Below are 17976 nucleotides of genomic sequence, written 5' to 3'. Positions count from 1 at the left end.
GGTCCCGTTCCTTGAACCACTCAACACACCGGACGAGGTCGGATCAGGTCGGGTTCGGCGCCTTCTCGTCGGCCTCCTCGACGTCCTCGTCGGCCAGGGCCTCGGGTTCGTCCTCGGTCTCGTCCTCCGTCTCGTCCTCGGTCTCGGAGTCGGTGGCCTTGTCGGCCTTGGGCTGCGCGGCCGACGCCGCGAACTGCTCCAGCCGGCGGGCGAGCCGTTCGAGGGCCTGGAGGGCCAGCAGCGCGAGCCGCTTGATCAGCTGCAGGAGGATCGCGGCCCTGGCCATCAGGAAGGCGAAGCTCGCCCCCAGCCCGATCCGGGCCACCGAGCCCACGGCGCCGACGGTGCCCTTCAGGGCTCCGGTCGCGGCCGAGGCCAGCCCACCCACTGCGCCCTCACCGGTCTTCGCGACGCCCGAGGCGACGGCCCCGCCGGTCTTGGCCACACCGGACGCCGCGGCCCCGCCGGTCTTGGCCACACCGGACGCTGCCGCACCGCCGGTTGTGGCGGCGGTGCGGCCCGCGCTGCCGACAGCCTGCACCGCGCCGGACGACGCGGCCCGCCCGGTCTGCGCGATGCTCCGCGCGGTCCGTCCCGCACCTGACGCGCCTGCCTGACCTGCCTGCCCGCCGGCCCGGCCCGCCTCGCCCGCGGCCCGGCCCGCCTGGCTCACCGTCCGCCCCGCTCGCGTGGCCGCGGCCCGGCCGGCCTGGGTCGCGGTCCGGCCGGTCGTCCCCGTCGCCCGGCGGACACTTCCCGCGATCCCCTTGACCCTCGGCTTCGTGCCCCCGTCGGGCGCGTTCTCCCCGGGCACGCGGCCCCGGCGCTTCCGTGGAGCGTCGGACTGGTCCTCTGCGCGGTCGGGTCCGCGCTCCTCCTGGGGCCGATCGGATTCCGTCATCGGTCTGCCTCTCCTCGTCGGGGCCGTCGGCCTACCACTTCCCGGGCACTGCTATCCCGTCCACGGACGGAGTTGGGCTGAAGGGACGCCGGCACAGACCCGTGTTCCGCATCGGGAAGAGGACCGGACGCGCTGGTCAGGCGGCCGTGCGGCCGGTCAGCGCGAGAGGTTCCGCGGCCGACCAACCGCCCTGTCCGGCGCGGTCCGTGCACGGCGGCACCGGCTTGATCCCCGGGATCATGTGGTAGGTGCTGCAGTTCGGCTTCCGCCGCTCGGCCCGGACCCGAGGAACACCCGCTTATCGGCGAACCCCGCTCCGGCCACCGAGCACCCGAGAGTGACCGGGGCAAGATCATCACTTTTGGACGTCGAACGACGATTTCCGACCCTCTACGTCCACGAGCCGCGATCACGGGCAGAGCGGCGAGGCTCGAGCCGAGCGGCTGGGTCAGCGCCCGCCGGGAGGCGGCCGATCGTCGTCGCCCGCCACCTCGGCGCGGTTGTCTCGAGCTTGGCCGCCTCGCCGCTCTCCTCCAGCCAGGTCGGAGTTGGAATCGTGTTGGAGCCGACGGGTGGACGGCCCTCCCCGACCGGACCGGTGAGGCGGCTCGCGCTCGGGAGGGACCACCATGTCCGACGGCTTCGCTTCGCTCGACCAGGCCCTCGCCGGCCGGGTCCACCGCCCGGCACGTCCGGCTTCGACGCGGCGTGCGCCGGCTTCGACCTGGCGGCGATCCCGACCCCGGACGTCGCGGTCTCGGTGACGTCCGAGTCCGACGTAGCGACCGCGGTGCGTTTCGCGGCGGATCACGGGCTCCCGGTGGCGGTCCGGGCGACCGGGCACGGGCCGGTCCCGGTGCCAGGGCCTCACGAACGCTGCGGCAGCGCCACGAGGTCGTCCAGACGCACCTGCTCGACGGGTCGGCCGGGCGCGTGGCAGAACGCCTCGGCAGTCACAGGAGGAGAGCTCTGACCGTCTCGGGATCCGGCCCTCCCGGCTCGATCACCACGACCGCGTCGTCGAAGCCCGCTTCCCGGTAGCGATGGAGTTGTTCGCCCACCGGGCCGAGGTCGGCCGGGCTGGAGAGTGGGATGGCGCAGACGATGGCTCGTCCGCCACCTGCCGCTCGGAAGCGCCCGAGAGCCTCGATGATCTGGTCCGGGGTGCGGCGATGGGCGGAGGCGAGCCAGCCGTCGAAGTGCCGGGCGGCCTTCTCGACGTTGGCACCCCACGAGCCCAGGAGGAGCGGCGGGGCGCCGGCTACGAGAGCACCACGCCCCTCGGCGAGCAGGTCCCGCAGCTTCGCCACGTTCTCGTCGAAGGTGCGGAAGCGACTGTGGAAGTCCCGATCGAGAAGCGCGTAGTCCGTGGACGTTGAGCCGGGGCTGACGCCCATGACCAGCCTGTCTCCGCACACCAGCTGCAGCGACCGGATCTTGTGGGCGAGGTAGGCGGGATGGTGGAGCGGGACCTGCACCGTGGCGGTCCCCAGCTCCACCCCATCCACTGCAGAGGCGGCCGCCGCCAAGGCGACGAAGGGGTCCGGGACGAAGCCGGAACGCCCGATGATCTGCGGCATCCACAGGCTCTCGAAGCCGGCGTCCACCAGCCGCCGCGCCCAGGAGGCGACGTCGTAGGGGAGGCCCGAACCCAGGTGGGCGAGATAGGCGCCGAGCTTCACAGCCGGGAGGCAGCGAAGCGCGCGTACCAGCGCAGCGCGTCGGGATCGTCGACGGAGGCGATGTTCGCGGCCTTCTCCAGCGGCCTGCCGCTCAGCAGCTTCTTGATCGGGACCTCGAGCCGCTTGCCGCTCAGGGTGTGCGGCACGGCGGGCGCCTCGAGGATCTCGTCCGGGACGTGGCGGGGTGTCAGGCGGGTCCGCAGCGTCTGCACGATCTTCTGCTTGAGCGAGTCGTCCAGCTCGTGCCCCGGAGCCGGGACGACGAACAGGCCCAGCCAGTAGCCGTCGTCGGGCTGGTCGACCCCGACCACGAGGGTCTCGCTGATCTCGGGCATGGTCTCGAGCACGTCGTAGAAGTCGCTGCTGCCCAGCCGGACACCCTGCCTGTTCAAGGTCGAGTCGGAGCGGCCGTGGATGGCGAGGCTGCCGTCCGAGTAGAACGTCACCCAGTCCCCGTGGCGCCAGACGCCGGGCCAGGTCTCGAAATACGACTCCGTGTAGCGCACGGCGTCCGGGTCGTTCCACAGGCACACCGGCATCGACGGGATCGGCCGGGTGACGACGAGGTCGCCCACCTCGTCGACGACCGGATGACCGTCCTCGTCCCAGGCCGCGCAGTCGACGCCGGCGAGCAGGCCGCCGATGCGCCCCACCCGGACCGGGGCGTACTCGTTGGCGCCGACGAACGCGCCGGAGATGTCGGTGCCGCCGCTGGTCGAGTCGATCCGCACGTCCGGGCCGACGTGCTCCATGATCCAGTGGTAGCCGGCCGACGGCAGCGCCGAGCCGCTGATCATGATGTGCCGCAGCCGGGTCAGGTCGTACTCCTGCCGGGGCGAGACCCCGGTGTTCGCCGTCGCGGTGACGACGGCGGCGCCGAGCAGCAGGACGTCCGCCTCGGTGCGGGCCGCGACCTCGAAGACCGCGCCCGCCGGGTGGCCGGGGCTGCCCTCGTACAGCACGATGCTCGCGCCCTGGGCGAGCGCGCCCAGCTGCATGTTCCACAACGCCCAGCCGGTCGAGGTGAAGGTGAACATCCGCTCGCCCTCACGCAGGCCGCAGTACAGCCCGGACCACATCAGACCCTGCAGCGTCATCCCCCCGTGCCCGTGCACCAGGCCCTTGGGCAGCCCGGTGGTGCCGGAGGTGAACAGCACCCACAACGGGTGGGAGAACTCGACCTGCTCGAACTCGAGCGGCGCGTCCTCGGCGAGTATCTCGTCCCACAAAATCGCATCCGCAGGAGCAGGCCGGTCGAACACGTACGGGACGTGGACGAAGTGCCGCACCGTCGGGAGCTTCTCGCGCAGCCGCGCGACGACGTCGGCGCGGTCGATCTCCTTGCCGTTCCAGTGGTAGCCGTCCACGGCGATGAGCACGGTGGGCTCGAGCTGCGCGAGCCGGCCGATGGTGCCCTCGGCGCCGAAGTCCGGGGAGCAGCAGGACCACACCGCACCGACCGCGGCGGCGGCCAGGAGCCCGATCACCGCGTGCTCGGTGTTCGGGAGGTAGGCGCAGACCCGGTCGCCGGGACGCACGCCCGCCCGTCGCAGCCAGCCGGCCGCCGCTGCCACCGACCGGCGCAACGAGCCCCAGGTGATATCCCGTGCGGGTGAACCGCCCTCCTGGACACACAGCAACGCCACCGAGGAGTCGGGCCCACGGCGCAGCACGTGCTGCGCCCAGTTCAGGCGCGCCCCGGTGAACCAGCGGGTGTGCGGCATCGGGTCGGCGGTGCGCACCTGTGTCCAGGGCGCGGAGAAGTCGACGCCGTAGTAGTCGACGATGGACAGCCAGAACCGGTCCAGCTCCTCGACCGACCAGGCCCAGAGGGCGTCGTGGTCCGCGAACGGCCGCCCCTCGCGCTCCTCCAGCCAGTCCAGGTACTCGCGCAGCGCCGACCCCTGAATGCGCTCCGCCGTCGGGCTCCACAGGATCATCCGTACCGCCTCACCGTGCGACGGGCCCGGCGGAACCGGGCCCGTCGCACATGGTCACACGAGGGACGCGGTCAGCCCACCGTCGAGGACGTAATGGCTGCCGGTGACCCACGACGCCCGGTCGGACGCGAGGAAGGCCGCCACCTCGGCGATGTCCTCCGGGGTGCCGAGCCGGCCCTGCTTCATGGCGACGAGGTCGCCGAAGGGGACCTGGGTCGCCGCCTCGAAGTCCGGCACGAGCCGCTCCACCATGGCGGTGTCGGCGAAGCCGGGACAGACGGCGTTGACCCGCACGCCCGTCGGTCGCATCTCCACCGCCGCGACACGGGTCATCTGGATCAGCGCCGCCTTGGTCGCGCAGTAGGAGCCGAGCAGCGGGCTGCCGCCGATGCCGGCGATCGAGGCGATGTTGACGACGTTGCCCTTCGACTCGATCAGGTGGCTGATGGCCGCCTTCATCGCGACGAACGGACCGCGCACGTTCACCGCGTAGATCTTGTCGAAGCTCTCGGTCGACTGCTGCAGCAGCGGCGAGGAGACCTCGATCCCGGCGTTGTTGACCAGGACGTCGAGGCCGCCGAGCAGATCCACCGCCTGCTGCACCGCCGCCTGGACCTGGGCCTCGTCCGTGACGTCGCAGTTGGCGACGCCGACGGCCCCGATCTCGTCGGCCGTCTGCTTGGCCGCGTCGGCGTTGATGTCGCTGACGACGACCCGGGCGCCGCGCTGCGTGAACAGCGTCGCGATCGCCTTGCCGATCCCGGCACCGGATCCGGTGACGAAGACCCGCTTACCCTCGAGTTCGGGCATCTCTTCCTCTCACTTCGTTGTGGGGGTGGAACCGACGCTCAGGAGGCCTCGACCTTCGGCATGATGTCGTTCTTGATCCGCTTGAGGTCGTCGAGCGTCTTGGACACCGGGACGTCGGCGAACGGCGGCCAGAACATCGGCATCGTCATCCCGGCCTCCTTGTACGCCTTGAGCTTGTCGGTGATCTGCCGCTCGCTGCCGGCCAGCAGGTTCGTGACCTTGCCCGCCGGCGAGTCGTCCAGGTCGACGTCCGTGATGACCGTCCAGATCATGCTGCTGATCTCGAGGTCGCCGATCTTGCGGTGGCTGCCGATCTCCTCGAGCTCACGCTCGATCCCGCCGCGCCACGTGGCGATGTCCTCCGGCGAGTCCTGGATCCCGATCCAGCCCTTGAGGTCGTACTTGCTGACGCGCTTGGCGGCGCGCGCCGGGTCCTTGAGGCCGGAGAAGAAGATCGGCAGCGGGTCCTGCAGCGGCTTGATCCCGAACCCGCAGCTGTCGAAGTCCGCGAACTCGCCGTGGTACTCGAACAGCTCGTTGTTCCAGATGCCCTGCATGACCTCGATCGTCTCGCGCACGTGCTTGTGCCGCTTCGGGAAGATGTGCGCGGCGCTCGCGGCCGCGAACTCCTCCGGCATCCACCCGGACCCGACGCCGACGTTGAGCCGGCCGTTCGAGAGGTGGTCCATCGTGGCCATCTCCGCGGCCAGGACGCCCGGGGCGCGGAACGGGGTGTCGATGATGCTCATGCCGATGCGGACCTTGGAGGTCTTCGCCGCGAGCCACGGGATGAGCGGGTAGCCCTGGAACCACTGGCCCCGCGAGGACACCGGCAGCGCCTTGGGCAGGCCCTCCATCATCCCGAACGAGTACTGCAGCTCCTGCCTGTCCGACGCCTCCGGCACGACGATCCGGTCGAGCGTCCACACCGAGTCGAAGTCGAGCTCCTCGGCGAGCGCGGTGAGGTCCTCCAGCTCCTTGATGGTCACCTTGTCGCGGAAGTTGGGCAGGTAGAGAGCGAGTTTCATGAGGTGCCGCCTCCTTGCGGTACTGCGGTGAGGGTCGTGCGGATCTCGGTCTTGAGGACCTTGCCGATGGTGGAACGGGGGAGATCGGGCCAGATCTCGATCTGCTTGGGCGTCTTGACGCTGCCGATGCGCTGCTTGACGAACGCGATCAGCTCGTCGACGTCGATCACGGTGTCCGGCTGGAGCTGGATCACGGCCGTGACCCGTTCGCCCCACTTCTCGTCGGGCAGGCCGACCACCGCGCAGTCGCGTACGGCGTCGTGGGCCATCAGCGCCTGCTCGACCTCGGCGGAGTAGACGTTGAAACCGCCGGTGATCACCATGTCCTTGGCGCGGTCGACGATGTGGAGGAAGCCGTCGGCGTCGAGGTAGCCGATGTCGCCGGTGTGGTGCCAGCCGTGGGCGGACGCCTCGGCGGTGGCCTCGGGGTTGCGGTAGTACCCGGCCATCACCAGCGAGCCGCGGACGCAGATCTCCCCCCGTTCCCCGCGCGGGACGGGCGCACCCTGCGGATCGAGGATCGCCACCGTGACCAGCGGCGACGGCCGCCCGGCCGACGACAGCCGGTCGGTGGCGATCGCGCCGTCGGCCAGGCGGTGCTCGGCCGGGGACATGGTCGAGATCATCATCGGGGCCTCGGACTGCCCGAACAGCTGCGCCATCGGCCCGATCCGGTCGAGCGCCTCGGCCAGCCTGGCCACCGACATCGGCGCCGCGCCGTACCAGAAGCACTGCAACGACGAGAGGTCCGTGCGGTCGAGCGCCTCGTGGCCGAGGACCATGTAGATCAACGTCGGCGGCAGGAACGTGTGGGTGACCCGGTGGCGTTCGATCAGCTCCAGGAACCGGCCGACGTCGGGCTTCGCCATGATCACGACCTCGCCGCCGCGGGCGAGGATCGGGAAGCACAGCACGCCGGCCGCGTGGGTGAGCGGAGCCTGGGCCAGGTACACGGGCCGACCCTCGAAGGGGTAGCTCATCAGCGTGATCGCTGACATCGCCTCGAGGTTGCGATCGGTGAGCATGACCCCCTTGGGGCGCCCCGTGGTGCCACCGGTGCCGACCAGGGCGACGACGTCGTCGGGCTGGGCGGCCTCGGCTTCCGGGTCCGCGCGCGCGGCCGCGAGCCAGTCGTCGAACCCCTGGGCGAGACCGTCCTTCTCGCCGAGCCGGACGAGCGTGGTCAGCTTCGGGAGTTTCGGCGCGATCTCGGCGACCAGGTCGTCGAAGGCCGGCTGGAAGATCAACGTGGAGCAGTCGAACAGGTCGAGCAGCTCGGCGTTCTCCCCTGCCGCATTGCGCGGGTTGATCGGGCACCAGACCGCCCCTGCCCGCGCGATGCCGAAGACGCAGGAGAACGCGGTCGGGTCGTTGGCCGAGAGGATGCCGACCTTGTCCCCGGGCTCGACGCCGGAGCGGCGCAGCGCCCTTGCCACCGCGCGGGAGAGCTCGACGACCTCGCCGTACGACAGGGACGCGCCGTCGAGGGTCAGGCAGGGGGCCTCGGGGTCGAGGGAAGCGCCCTTGTCCAGGTAGAAGGTCAGCGACACGTCGTCCCTCGGTCTTCGCCGGCGGCAGTGATGGCAGTCACGACCGTGGCCCGATCTTGGACACATGTCAAGATTTTCTTGGACGAGTGGTCAGGAAATCCGCTCGATGGGTATCGTCGGCGTATGCCCAGCACCGCCGCCGTGCGGCAGCGGTCCCGTGCCGACAAGTTCGAGGACCGGCGCCGCGAGCTCGCCGACGCGGCGCTGCTGACCCTGGCAGAACTCGGCTACGCACGCACCAGCCTGCGCACGATCGCGGACAACACGGAGCACTCCCACGGCCTCCTGCACTACTACTTCGCCGACAAGAGCGACCTGATCACCTACTGCGTGCAGCGGTACAAGGACGCCTGCGTGCAGCGCTACGAGGGGCTCGTCGCCGAGGCGTCCACCCCCGCGGAGCTCGCCACGGCCTGCGGGAACGGGCTGGCCGCCACCCTCGCCGACGCCCCGCTGCTGCACCGGCTCTGGTACGACGTGCGCTCCCAGTCCCTGTTCGAGGAGGCCTTCCGGGACGACGTCGCCGAGATCGACGGCCGCCTGCAGGACATGATCTGGCGCCTGGTCCGCGCCTACGCCGACCTCACCGGGACCGAGCCGACCTGCTCGCCCTCCGCGGCCTACGCGATGTTCGACGGGCTGTTCCAGCACGCGCTGCAACGTCACCTCGCCGGATCGGGGACGGCGCTCGACGAGCTGCGGGACCACTGCAGGGATCTGCTGCCGCGGCTGTTCGTCTGAGACACGATCCACCGGAGGCGTCCTGGTGGCACGGTCGAGATCAGTCCACGAGCACCTCCGCGAAGCCGAACATCGGCACCAGTGCCGGGTCGTGGAACTCGATCACGCGCGAGACGCCGGCGGCGGTCGGGGCCAGCACCACGATGCCGTGCGACCGGAGGGTCCCGTCCGCGTCCCGGTGGTACACGACGGCGGCGGGCTGGCCGTTGGCCGTGGTGGCGAGCATCGTCCAGTCGCCCGGCGCACCCAGCACGTACGTGGCGAGCATGTGGATGCACCGCACCCGGCCCGCGTACCACTCGCGGAACGGCCTTGCCTCCAGCGTGGCGTCCGCGCGCAGCACCCGTTCCAGCAGGCGGGCGTCGGAGCGTTCGAACGCGGCGATGTAGCCGTCGAGCAGCGCACGCGCCCGCTCGTCGGTCGGCTCGAGCAGGTCCTCCGGCTCCGGCTCCAGTTCTTCCAGCCGGGCGCGGGCGCGCTGCAGCCCGCTCTTGACCGCCGCCGTGGTGGTGCCGAGGATCTCCGCGGTCTCCGCCGCGGAGAACGCCAGCACCTCGCGCAGGATGAGGATCGCGCGTTGGCGGGCGGGCAGGTGCTGCAGGCTCGCGATGAGCGCCAGGCGGAGCGACTCGCGCGCGACCACCGTCGCGGCCGGATCGGCGGCGGCCGGGGTGATCCAGTTGTCGGGCAACGGCTCCAGCCACGCGACCTCGCCCGGCGGCACCTGGCTCGGTGGGCGATCGGGCCCGTCGTAGGGAGCGGACAGGCCCGCCGGCAGCACCCGGTTCCGGCGCGGCTCCAACGCGGTCAGGCAGACGTTCGTGGCGATCGTGTAGAGCCAGGACCGCACCGACGCGCGGCGCTCGAAACCGGCGTAGGACCGCCACGCCCGGAGATACGTCTCCTGCACGAGGTCCTCGGCGTGGTGCGCCGAGCCGACCATGCGGTAGCAGTGCGCCAGCAGCTCCCTGCGGAACTGCTCGGTCTCGGCGCCGAACCGGTCCTGGTCCGCCTCCGGCACGGGCGCCCTCATGCCGCGAGCGTAGGCCGCGGCCCAGTGACCGGGACCGCGGTCGTCGCCCGGCGGCGGTGGCCCGGCGGCCGGGTCGTCACGGCACCAGGGCCAGTTTGCCGACGGTCGCCCTGGCCTCCAGTTCCGTGAGGGCCTTCGGGCCGTCGGCGAGGTCGTAGGCGGTGGGGCGGGCGGGGGTGAGGACGCCGGCGGCGACGAGGGTGGCCAGCTCCGCGGTGACCTCGCCGAAGATGCGCGGCGCCGCCTGCATCAGCACGCCGATGTTGAGGCCGATGATCTGGACCTGGTGCTCGTACACCAGCTCCCGGTTGGTGATCGAGGCCTCGCCACCGGCCACCCCGAACACGACGACGCGGCCCGTGACCGGCCTGGCCGCAGCCAGGCTCGCCCGGAACGTGGCTCCGCCCGCCGACTCCAGAACCAGGTCGGCACCGGCCCCACGGGTCAGCCGCAGCACCTCGGCGGCGAGGTCGGCGTCGCGGGAGTCCAGGACGTGGTCGGCGCCCAGGGCCCGCACCGTCTCGTGTTTGCTCGGCGACGCGGTGGCGATGACCGTCGCGCCGTAGTGCTTGGCCAGGGTCACCGCGGCCTGGCCGGTCGCACCCGCGGCGGCGTGGACCAGCACGGTCTCCCCGGCCGCGAGGTGGCCCAGGGGCTTGAGCGCGGCGAGGGCGGTGGGCCGGTTCACGACCAGGCCCAACGCCTGCTCGGCCGTCCAGCCCTCCGGCACCGGCATCGCCGCGGCCGCGGGCAGGACCATGTACTCGGCGAAGGCCCCGTCTCCGACGCCGATCACGCGGTCCCCCGGCCGTGGCCCGGTCACCGCCTCGCCCGCCGCCACGACCTCGCCGGCCGCCTCGAAACCCGCCACGTACGGCGGCTGCGGGCCGCCCAGGAACGTGCCGTGGGCCCTCGAGACGTCGGCGAAGTTGACACCGGCGGCGACGACCCGGACCAGCACCTCGTCCGGGCCGGGGTTCGGCACCGGTGCGTCGGTGGTCACTCCGCTGTCCTGCGGACCCCCGAACGAGGTCTGCTGCAGCGCGCGCATGGTGACGGGAATGCTCACGGCGCTCTCCTTGTCTCGGCTCGCTCCATCGCCGCCGGCCGGGCGGCTGTCGACCATGTAGACCTCCGCCGGCGCGCAGAGGAATCGGCCGGGACGGGCGCCGGCCGAGGCTTGCACCCCTGCGAAGACGGGTACACCGCAGGACCGTCCGTGGACAGGAGGTGGCCCATGCCCCGCACACTGGCCCGGATCCTGATCGACGACCACCTGGTCGACGGCGACCCGACCCCCGGCGAGGAGATCGCCCTGCGGATCGACCAGACGCTGACCCAGGACGCCACGGGAACCCTCGTGATGCAGGAGCTGGAGGCGCTGGGCCTGGACCGGGCGCGCACCGAGTGCTCGGTGCAGTACGTCGACCACAACCTGCTCCAGGCCGACGAGCGCAACGCCGAGGACCACGAGTTCCTCCGCACCGCCGCGCGCCGCTTCGGGCTGTGGTTCTCCAAGCCCGGCAACGGCGTCTCGCATCCCACCCACATGCAGCGCTTCGGGATCCCGGGCAAGGCGATGGTCGGGTCCGACTCCCACACCTGCGCCGCCGGGTCGCTGGGCATGCTCGCGATCGGCGTCGGCGGCCTGGAGGTCGCCCTGGCCATCGCCGGGGAGCCGCTGTGGCTGCGGACGCCCGAGGTGTTCGGGATCCGGCTCGTCGGCGAGCTGCCGCCGTGGGTCTCGGCCAAGGACGTCGTCCTGGAGATGCTGCGTCGCCACGGCGTCGGCGGCGGGGTGAACCGGATCCTGGAGTACCACGGCCCCGGCCTGGCCGGGCTGACCGCGATGGACCGGCACGTCATCGCCAACATGGGCGCCGAGCTCGGCGCGACGACCACCGTGTTCCCCTCCGACCACGCGGTCGAGGCGTTCCTGCGCGCGGAGGACCGCGTCCACGACTTCCGTCCCCTCGCCGCGGAGGAGGGCGCGGTCTACGACCTCACCGACGAGATCGACCTGTCCGCGCTCGAGCCGTTGATCGCGAAGCCGTCGTCGCCGGGGAACGTCGTCCCGGTCCGCGAGGTCGAGGGCGAGCCGGTGTCCCAGGTCGTCGTCGGCTCGTCGGCCAACCCGGGCTTGCGGGACTTCGCCGTGGTGGCCGCGATGCTCGCCGGGAGGCAGACGAACGACGCCGTGAGCGTCGACGTGAACCCGTCGTCGCGGGAGATCTTCGCGGACCTGACGAGGATGGGCGCCACCTTCGACCTGATCACCGCGGGTGCCCGCATCCACCAGGCCGGGTGCATGGGCTGCATCGGCATGGGCCAGGCGCCCGCGTCCGGCCGGAACTCGTTGCGCACCTTCCCGCGCAACTTCCCGGGACGCTCCGGCACGCCCGAGGACTCCGTATGGCTGTGCTCCCCGGAGACCGCCGCGGCCGCCGCGCTCACCGGGGTGATCACCGATCCACGCGCCCTCGCGGAGAAGCTCGACCTCCCGGTGCCCGACCTCGCCCTGCCCGAGCGCGCGACGGTCAACACCGAGATGCTCGTCCCGCCCGCAGCGCCGGAGGACGCCCGTCACCAGGAACTCGTCCGCGGGGACAACATCTCCGCCCTGCCGGACTTCGAACCCCTGCCCGACGAGCTGGACCTCCCCGTCCTCCTGCACATGGACGACGACGTGTCCACCGACGAGATCTCCCCCGCCGGCGCGCAGGCCCTGCCCTACCGCTCGAACATCCCGGAGCTGGCGCGGTTCACCTTCACCCGCATCGACGAGGACTACCCGGACCGGGCGAAGGACACCGGTCCCCACGCGGTCGTCGCCGGGGACAACTACGGCCAGGGCTCCTCCCGCGAACACGCCGCCATCTGCCCGCGGTTCCTGGGGCTCGCCGCGGTCGTCGCGCGGTCCTACGCGCGCATCCACTGGCAGAACCTCGCCAACTTCGGCGTGCTCGCCCTGGAGTTCACCGACCCCGCCGACCTCGACCGCCTCGACGTGGGCAGCACGCTCCACCTGCGCGGGCTGCACGGCCTCGGAAAGACCCGGGAGCTCACCGCCACCGACGACGACGGCGCCGAGTACCGCCTCACCCACCACCTCTCGGCGCGCCAGATCGAGGCCGTGCTGGCGGGCGGGCAGATTCCCCGGCTCGCGCACCGGGACTGAGAGCCGGCGCCGCGGCCGGGGCCGCAGGCCTCGCTAGCGCCTGAAGTCGATCTCCTCGAGGCGCGTCTGCACCGTCCGGCCGCTCTCCCAGGAGTTGGCACCCGGCGCCAGGCTCGGTTCGGCGATGTCGGCCCGACGCGCCCGTTTGCGCGACGTGGACACCCCGAGCCGGCGGTCGCGATCGGCGATCGCTGACTCGTCGCCCTGGCCGTCGCCGGTGAAGGCCATCATCAGCTGCGGGATCCCGTACGGGAAGTCGTCGCGGTCGTACTGCCAGGTGTGGAAAGTCTTCCCGTACGTCGTGACGAGGTCCTCGAAGTAGGCGTGCTCCGCGATCTCGGGGACCCCCGGAGCGACCAGGACGCCCGACTTCACCTCGTGGTGGTGGCTGTGCCAGAGCCGCTTCTCGTCGTCGGGCAGGCTCCCGAAGCGCTCCTCACTGACGATGTACTCGATCCCGATCAGCCGGGCGTCCGGCGCGTTGCGGTCGAAGATCACGCACTGGTGCAGGTCGTGGCGCAGGTGGATGCAGAAGTGCGACGCCTCCACCTGTCTTCCCATCTCGTCCGCGTACATGTGGAAGCCGTTGAGGTAGGTGCTCATCGCCGCCAACGGGTACTTCGGCTGCATCAGCCCGGCCGCGAGGTCGAGCGCGCGATGCTTGAGGGGGTGGCCCGCGCCGACCTTGGCCGCCACCGCCACCTTGCGGCCGAGCAGCACACCGGCCGCCGCCGCGACCCCCGCGGCGACACCGGCGCCGACGGATCCAGCGGCCCCGCGACCGGAGCGACGGGACCCGGACCTGACGCGTGGAGGCAGCATGGCTGCGGCTCTACCCGTGTCCGGGCGTCTCAACCCGCCCCGGCCGCGACGCTCGACGTCAGCGGCCTGCCGCGTCGCACACCGCCCCGGCCAGCGCGGGCACCAGACGCTCGTCGAACACCGACGGCACGATGTGCTCCGGTGAACGGTCGTCGCCCACGAGCTCGGCGATCGCGCGCGCCCCCGCGAGCTGCATGTCCACGGTGAGGGTGTCCGCGCCGGCGTCGAGCAGCCCGCGCAGCACCCCTGGGAACACCAGCACGTTGTTGATCTGGTTGGGCAGGTCGCTGCGTCCCGTCGCCAGCACGGCGGCGTGCTCCTGCGCGCCGCGCGGGTCGACCTCCGGATCCGGGTTCGCCAGCGCGAACACGACCGGCCGATCCGCCATCCGGGAAAGATCCTCGGGGGCGAGCAGGTCGGGAGCACTGACCCCGATGAACACGTCGGCCCCGTCGAGGACCTCGACCAGCGAGCCCTCGGCCCGGTCGGAGTTGGTGTGCTCGGCGAGCCAGGCCTTCTCGCCGTCGAGCTGCCGCCCCGGGTGCAGGGCGCCCTTGCTGTCGCACACGACGATTCCGGCCTCGGTGTACCCCGCCGCGAGCAGCAGGCGGGCGGTCGCGCTGCCGGCCGCTCCGGCCCCCGCGATCACCACGCGCGTTCGGGCGGCGTCACGACCGGTCAGCGCGAGGGCGTTGTGCAGGGCGGCGAGCACGACCATCGCCGTTCCGTGCTGGTCGTCGTGGAAGACCGGGATGTCGAGCTCCTCCCGCAGGCGACGCTCGATCTCGAAGCAGCGGGGCGCGGCGACGTCCTCCAGGTTGATCGCCCCGAACGAGGTCGCGAGGTCACGGACGGTCCGCACGACGTCGTCGGGCTCGCGGCTCGCGATGCAGATCGGCCACGCGTCGATGTCGGCGAAACGGGAGAACAGGGCGGCCTTGCCCTCCATGACCGGGAGCGCCGCCGCCGGCCCCTGGTCGCCCAGACCGAGCAACGCCGACCCGTCACTGACGATCGCGACCGCGTTGCCCTTCACGGTCTCGGTCCGCGACCGCGACGGTTCGGCCGCGATGCGCTTCGCCGCCTCCGCGACTCCCGGCGTGTAGTGGACGGCCAGGTCGTCGGCATCGTCGAGCTCCACCCGGGCCCGGATCTCGATCTTCCCCGCCCGATCACTCATGTCTCCCGGGCTACCCGCCCGTGACGGCCCGGAACCGGCCGGGGGACCGGAGTCGCTCGCGCCGTGCCGACGGGCGCTTGCCGGGCCGCCGCCAGGCCGACCTCGCGCAACCCGGCTGAACCCGTCGTCGTCGCGGCCCGGCTCGACCGCGTCCTCGGCCTTGTCTCGACGGCGTCCTCGGCCTTGTCTCGACGGCGTCCTCGGCCTTGTCGCGGTCGCGTTCTCCAACGCGCCGTGTCCGGTTCTGGCGCGTTCGAACGATTCAGCAGGTTACAGGCATAATTTCCGACATGTTGCAACCTGAGACACATCACGTCGCGCCCCGTGGATCTTAGGTTAGCCTTAGCGAGGTTTTCACCAGAGAGGATGAGAACTCCATGTGACAGTGCCGTGCGCCTCCGGTCACCGCCGGAGGTTCCGACACGCGTCGTTCCACCCTCTCCTGCTCGGCCCGCGGCGGGCAGGTCCGTCCGGAATGAGTCCAGTGTGGACACATGCGCGTCGCACGACGAGTTGACGTAGGGCACGAACGGGCGAGTCGCCCGGCGAGGAGGGAGTGTGGATGTCTCAGTTCGGTCCGTTGGACCTGGTCGGCGTCGGGTTCGGGCCGTCGAACCTGGCCCTGACCGTCGCCGTCGCCGAGTACAACACCGAGAGCGCCTGCGCCGCGCATCTGCGGGCCAGGTTCGTCGAGCGCCAGGGCACCTTCGGCTGGCACCGGGGCATGCTCCTCGAGGACGCGACGATGCAGGTGAGCTTCCTGAAGGACCTCGTGACCCTGCGGAACCCGGCCAGCCGCTACGGCTTCCTGTCCTACCTGCACGAGCGCGGCCGGCTGGTCGACTTCATCAACTACGGGAGCGTCTTCCCGACCCGGCTGGAGTTCCACGACTACCTGGAGTGGGTCGCGGGGCGGTTCGCCGACCAGGTCGACTACGGCACCGAGGTGACGTCGATCGACCCGGTGCCGGAGTCGCCGGACCTGGTCGACGTCGTGACGTCCCGCGGAACGGTCCTGCGCACCCGCAACGTCGTGCTGGCCACCGGGCTGACGCCGAACCTGCCCGAGGGGGTCGAGCCGGGCGAGCGGATCTGGCACACCCGCGACCTCCTGACCCGCCTCGACCGGGTCGCCGACCCGAAGCGGGTGATCGTGGTGGGCGCCGGGCAGAGCGCCGCCGAGGCGGTGGAGCACATCCACCGCCGGTTCGCCGGCACCGAGGTGTGGGCGGTGTTCCACCGCTACGGCTACAGCCCGGCGGACGACTCCTCGTTCGCCAACCGGGTCTTCGACCCCGACGCCGTCGACGACTTCTTCCGGGCCCCTGACCGGATCAAACGGATGATCCTGGGCTACCACGCCAACACGAACTACTCGGTGGTCGATCCCGACCTCATCGAGTCGCTGTACCGGCGGCACTACCACGAGAAGGTCGCCGGCCGGGAGCGGCTGCGGTTCCTCAACGTCAGCCGGGTCGCCGACGTCGTCGCGACCGACGACCACGTCGAGCTGGCGGTCGAGTCCCTGATCCACGGCGGGCGCGAGGTGCTGGGCGCCGACCTCGTCATCTACGCGACCGGTTACCGGTCCAGCGATCCCTGTGACCTGCTGGGCGACCTCGCCGCGAGCTGCCTGCGCGACGACGCCGGACGCCTCGACATCGGTCGCGACTACCGGATCCGGACCGACCCGGGGCTGCGGGCCGGCCTCTACGTCCAGGGCGCCACCGAGCACACCCACGGCCTGTCCTCGACCCTGCTGTCGAACATCGCCGTGCGCAGCGGGGAGATCGTCCGTTCGATCGCCGCCCCGGCCCCCGCCCACGTCTGACCCCCGACACCGACAGAAGGCGAAAGCGCATGTCCACCAATCCGTTCGACGACGAGAACGGCACCTTTCACGTGTTGGTCAACGACGAGGGACAGCACTCCCTGTGGCCCACGTTCGCCGCCGTCCCGCAGGGGTGGCAGGTGACGCTGCCGGCGGCGAGCCGGCAGGACTGCCTCGATCACATCGAGGAGCACTGGCGCGACCTGCGCCCCCGCAGCCTGCAGCAGGCGATGGAGCAGAACAGGAGCACGCGGTGAGTATCCGATCGTCTCGTCCCGTCCGACGTCGTTGGCTGCTCGCCGGCGCCGCCGCCCTGGCCGTCGTCGCCGGTTGTGGTGGTCCGGCGGAAGCCCCGGCAGCCCCCCAGCCGGCCCAGCAGACGGCGGGCATGCCGGTCACGATCACCCACGCGTTGGGTTCCACCACGATCTCCGCGCCGCCGCAGCGGGTCGTGACCATCGGCTGGAGCGACCAGGACGCCGTCCTCGCCCTGGGCGTGAAGCCGGTCGGGACGACGGAGTGGTTCGACGAGCAGCCCGGCGCGATCTTCCCGTGGGCCACCCAGGCGGCGGGCGGCACCGTCCCCGAGATCGTGTCCAACGCCGGGGAGATCAGCTTCGAGAAGGTCGCCGCGCTCGAGCCGGACCTGATCCTCGCGCTCTACGAGGGCCTCGACCGGTCCGAGTACGACAAGCTCGCCGCCATCGCCCCGACCGTGGCCCAGTCCGCCCAGTTCGACCAGTTCGGCGCGCCGTGGCAGGACATGACCCTGACGGCGGGGAAGGCGCTGGGGCGCGAGCAGCAGGCGAAGGACCTCGTCGCCGGGGTCGAGGCGAAGCTCGAGGCCGTCCGTGACGCGCACCCCGACTGGGCGCAGAAGACCATGCTGGTCGGGGCGACCGCGGAGGGCGGCACCTATCAGGTGTTCTCGCCGCAGGACCCGAAGGTGCGCTTCTTCGCCGACCTGGGCTTCGCCACCGAGCCCTCGTGGCTGGCCGGACGGGTGGCCGACAACGTGGCCACGGTCAGCGCGGAGGAGTTCACGCTCCTCGACGTCGACCGTCTGGCGTGGACCTCGGACCCCGATCTGCTGCAGGTGCTGCAGTCCGACCCGATCTACAACCGGCTCGACGTGGTCAAGGACGGCCGCGTCGGCTACTTCGACTACACCACGGCGCCGTTCCCGGGTGCGGCGATCACCTTCAACACCGTGCTGAGCATCCCGTACGCGCTGGACCAGGTCGTTCCCGAGCTGGAGAGGATGGACGCGAAGCAGTGAC

General features: G+C 71.6%; 15 protein-coding genes. 5 read left to right on the top strand and 10 right to left on the bottom strand.

The genetic code is table 11. From position 1 onward, the window contains the following. Positions 1 to 43 precede the first annotated feature (43 nt). The 6 genes from LWC33_RS23485 to LWC33_RS23460 all read right to left on the bottom strand — a co-directional run bounded on the left by LWC33_RS23485 (position 44) and on the right by LWC33_RS23460 (position 7911). Positions 44 to 901 (bottom strand): hypothetical protein, encoded by an 858-nt coding sequence (locus LWC33_RS23485; RefSeq protein ID WP_233306613.1) that lies wholly within the window; start codon positions 899 to 901, stop codon positions 44 to 46. Positions 902 to 1854: 953 nt separating this feature from the next. Further along, the gene (locus LWC33_RS23480) at positions 1855 to 2583 is read right to left on the bottom strand and encodes an LLM class flavin-dependent oxidoreductase (RefSeq protein WP_233306612.1); all 729 of its coding nucleotides are present in this window, start codon (positions 2581 to 2583) and stop codon (positions 1855 to 1857) included. Then, on the bottom strand, positions 2580 to 4523 hold the full coding sequence (locus LWC33_RS23475) for an acetoacetate--CoA ligase (RefSeq protein WP_233306611.1): 1944 nt from the start codon (positions 4521 to 4523) through the stop codon (positions 2580 to 2582). Before LWC33_RS23475 ends, LWC33_RS23480 begins: the two co-directional genes overlap by 4 nt. Before the next feature lie 54 nt (positions 4524 to 4577). After that, complete coding sequence (locus LWC33_RS23470; RefSeq protein ID WP_233306610.1) at positions 4578 to 5333, bottom strand: SDR family NAD(P)-dependent oxidoreductase; 756 nt, start codon at positions 5331 to 5333, stop codon at positions 4578 to 4580. 38 nt (positions 5334 to 5371) lie between these two features. Further along, complete coding sequence (locus tag LWC33_RS23465) at positions 5372 to 6361, bottom strand: LLM class flavin-dependent oxidoreductase (protein WP_233306609.1); 990 nt, start codon at positions 6359 to 6361, stop codon at positions 5372 to 5374. Next, positions 6358 to 7911, bottom strand: a complete 1554-nt coding sequence (locus LWC33_RS23460) for an acyl-CoA synthetase (RefSeq protein WP_233306608.1) — start codon at positions 7909 to 7911, stop codon at positions 6358 to 6360. The genes LWC33_RS23465 and LWC33_RS23460 overlap by 4 nt, the downstream gene beginning before the upstream one ends. Positions 7912 to 8034: 123 nt before the next feature. On the opposite strand from LWC33_RS23460, the gene LWC33_RS23455 reads away from it, so the two are divergent. Continuing rightward, complete coding sequence (locus LWC33_RS23455; RefSeq protein WP_233306607.1) at positions 8035 to 8652, top strand: TetR/AcrR family transcriptional regulator; 618 nt, start codon at positions 8035 to 8037, stop codon at positions 8650 to 8652. A gap of 40 nt (positions 8653 to 8692) precedes the next feature. Here LWC33_RS23455 and LWC33_RS23450 read toward each other — a convergent pair whose 3' ends face one another. Both LWC33_RS23450 and LWC33_RS23445 read right to left on the bottom strand, forming a co-directional pair. Continuing rightward, the gene (locus tag LWC33_RS23450) at positions 8693 to 9685 is read right to left on the bottom strand and encodes an RNA polymerase subunit sigma-70 (RefSeq protein WP_233306606.1); all 993 of its coding nucleotides are present in this window, start codon (positions 9683 to 9685) and stop codon (positions 8693 to 8695) included. A 76-nt stretch (positions 9686 to 9761) separates the two neighbouring features. Further along, a complete protein-coding gene (locus LWC33_RS23445; protein WP_233306605.1) occupies positions 9762 to 10754 on the bottom strand; it encodes an NADPH:quinone oxidoreductase family protein in 993 nt (330 codons plus the stop codon). Between the two features lie 168 nt (positions 10755 to 10922). On the opposite strand from LWC33_RS23445, the gene LWC33_RS23440 reads away from it, so the two are divergent. Beyond that, complete coding sequence (locus LWC33_RS23440; protein ID WP_233306604.1) at positions 10923 to 12863, top strand: aconitate hydratase; 1941 nt, start codon at positions 10923 to 10925, stop codon at positions 12861 to 12863. 33 nt (positions 12864 to 12896) lie between these two features. Here the strand turns inward: LWC33_RS23440 and LWC33_RS23435 are convergent, their stop codons facing one another. Together LWC33_RS23435 and LWC33_RS23430 are read right to left on the bottom strand one after the other, a co-directional pair. Beyond that, positions 12897 to 13685: an OBAP family protein gene (locus LWC33_RS23435; protein ID WP_233306603.1), complete on the bottom strand. Its 789-nt coding sequence runs from the start codon at positions 13683 to 13685 to the stop codon at positions 12897 to 12899. 58 nt (positions 13686 to 13743) lie between these two features. After that, the gene (locus LWC33_RS23430; RefSeq protein ID WP_233306602.1) at positions 13744 to 14865 is read right to left on the bottom strand and encodes an NAD(P)-dependent malic enzyme; all 1122 of its coding nucleotides are present in this window, start codon (positions 14863 to 14865) and stop codon (positions 13744 to 13746) included. 562 nt (positions 14866 to 15427) lie between these two features. On the opposite strand from LWC33_RS23430, the gene LWC33_RS23425 reads away from it, so the two are divergent. Genes LWC33_RS23425 through LWC33_RS23415 form a run of 3 tightly spaced genes read left to right on the top strand, consistent with a single transcriptional unit; the run spans position 15428 to position 17975 of the window. Beyond that, entirely contained in the window at positions 15428 to 16696 is a 1269-nt protein-coding gene (locus tag LWC33_RS23425) for a lysine N(6)-hydroxylase/L-ornithine N(5)-oxygenase family protein (protein ID WP_233306601.1), read from the top strand. A 29-nt stretch (positions 16697 to 16725) separates the two neighbouring features. Then, positions 16726 to 16953, top strand: a complete 228-nt coding sequence (locus LWC33_RS23420; RefSeq protein ID WP_233306600.1) for an MbtH family protein — start codon at positions 16726 to 16728, stop codon at positions 16951 to 16953. After that, positions 16950 to 17975: an iron-siderophore ABC transporter substrate-binding protein gene (locus LWC33_RS23415; protein ID WP_233306599.1), complete on the top strand. Its 1026-nt coding sequence runs from the start codon at positions 16950 to 16952 to the stop codon at positions 17973 to 17975. The genes LWC33_RS23420 and LWC33_RS23415 overlap by 4 nt, the downstream gene beginning before the upstream one ends. The last annotated feature ends 1 nt before the right edge of the window (position 17976 follow it).

This window comes from Pseudonocardia terrae (assembly GCF_021343995.1).
Taxonomy (GTDB): domain Bacteria; phylum Actinomycetota; class Actinomycetes; order Mycobacteriales; family Pseudonocardiaceae; genus Pseudonocardia; species Pseudonocardia terrae.
Note: the sequence above shows the minus strand (reverse complement) of the source record. Positions and strands in the feature narration are given on the sequence as shown.

Coding starts and splice junctions, on each gene's coding strand:
- LWC33_RS23420 (WP_233306600.1), top strand. CDS start 16,726: ATGTCCACCAATCCGTTCGACGACGAGAACGGCACCTTTCACGTGTTG.
- LWC33_RS23450 (WP_233306606.1), bottom strand. CDS start 9,685: ATGAGGGCGCCCGTGCCGGAGGCGGACCAGGACCGGTTCGGCGCCGAG.
- LWC33_RS23425 (WP_233306601.1), top strand. CDS start 15,428: ATGTCTCAGTTCGGTCCGTTGGACCTGGTCGGCGTCGGGTTCGGGCCG.
- LWC33_RS23475 (WP_233306611.1), bottom strand. CDS start 4,523: ATGATCCTGTGGAGCCCGACGGCGGAGCGCATTCAGGGGTCGGCGCTG.
- LWC33_RS23455 (WP_233306607.1), top strand. CDS start 8,035: ATGCCCAGCACCGCCGCCGTGCGGCAGCGGTCCCGTGCCGACAAGTTC.
- LWC33_RS23470 (WP_233306610.1), bottom strand. CDS start 5,333: ATGCCCGAACTCGAGGGTAAGCGGGTCTTCGTCACCGGATCCGGTGCC.
- LWC33_RS23440 (WP_233306604.1), top strand. CDS start 10,923: ATGCCCCGCACACTGGCCCGGATCCTGATCGACGACCACCTGGTCGAC.
- LWC33_RS23485 (WP_233306613.1), bottom strand. CDS start 901: ATGACGGAATCCGATCGGCCCCAGGAGGAGCGCGGACCCGACCGCGCA.
- LWC33_RS23465 (WP_233306609.1), bottom strand. CDS start 6,361: ATGAAACTCGCTCTCTACCTGCCCAACTTCCGCGACAAGGTGACCATC.
- LWC33_RS23435 (WP_233306603.1), bottom strand. CDS start 13,685: ATGCTGCCTCCACGCGTCAGGTCCGGGTCCCGTCGCTCCGGTCGCGGG.
- LWC33_RS23430 (WP_233306602.1), bottom strand. CDS start 14,865: ATGAGTGATCGGGCGGGGAAGATCGAGATCCGGGCCCGGGTGGAGCTC.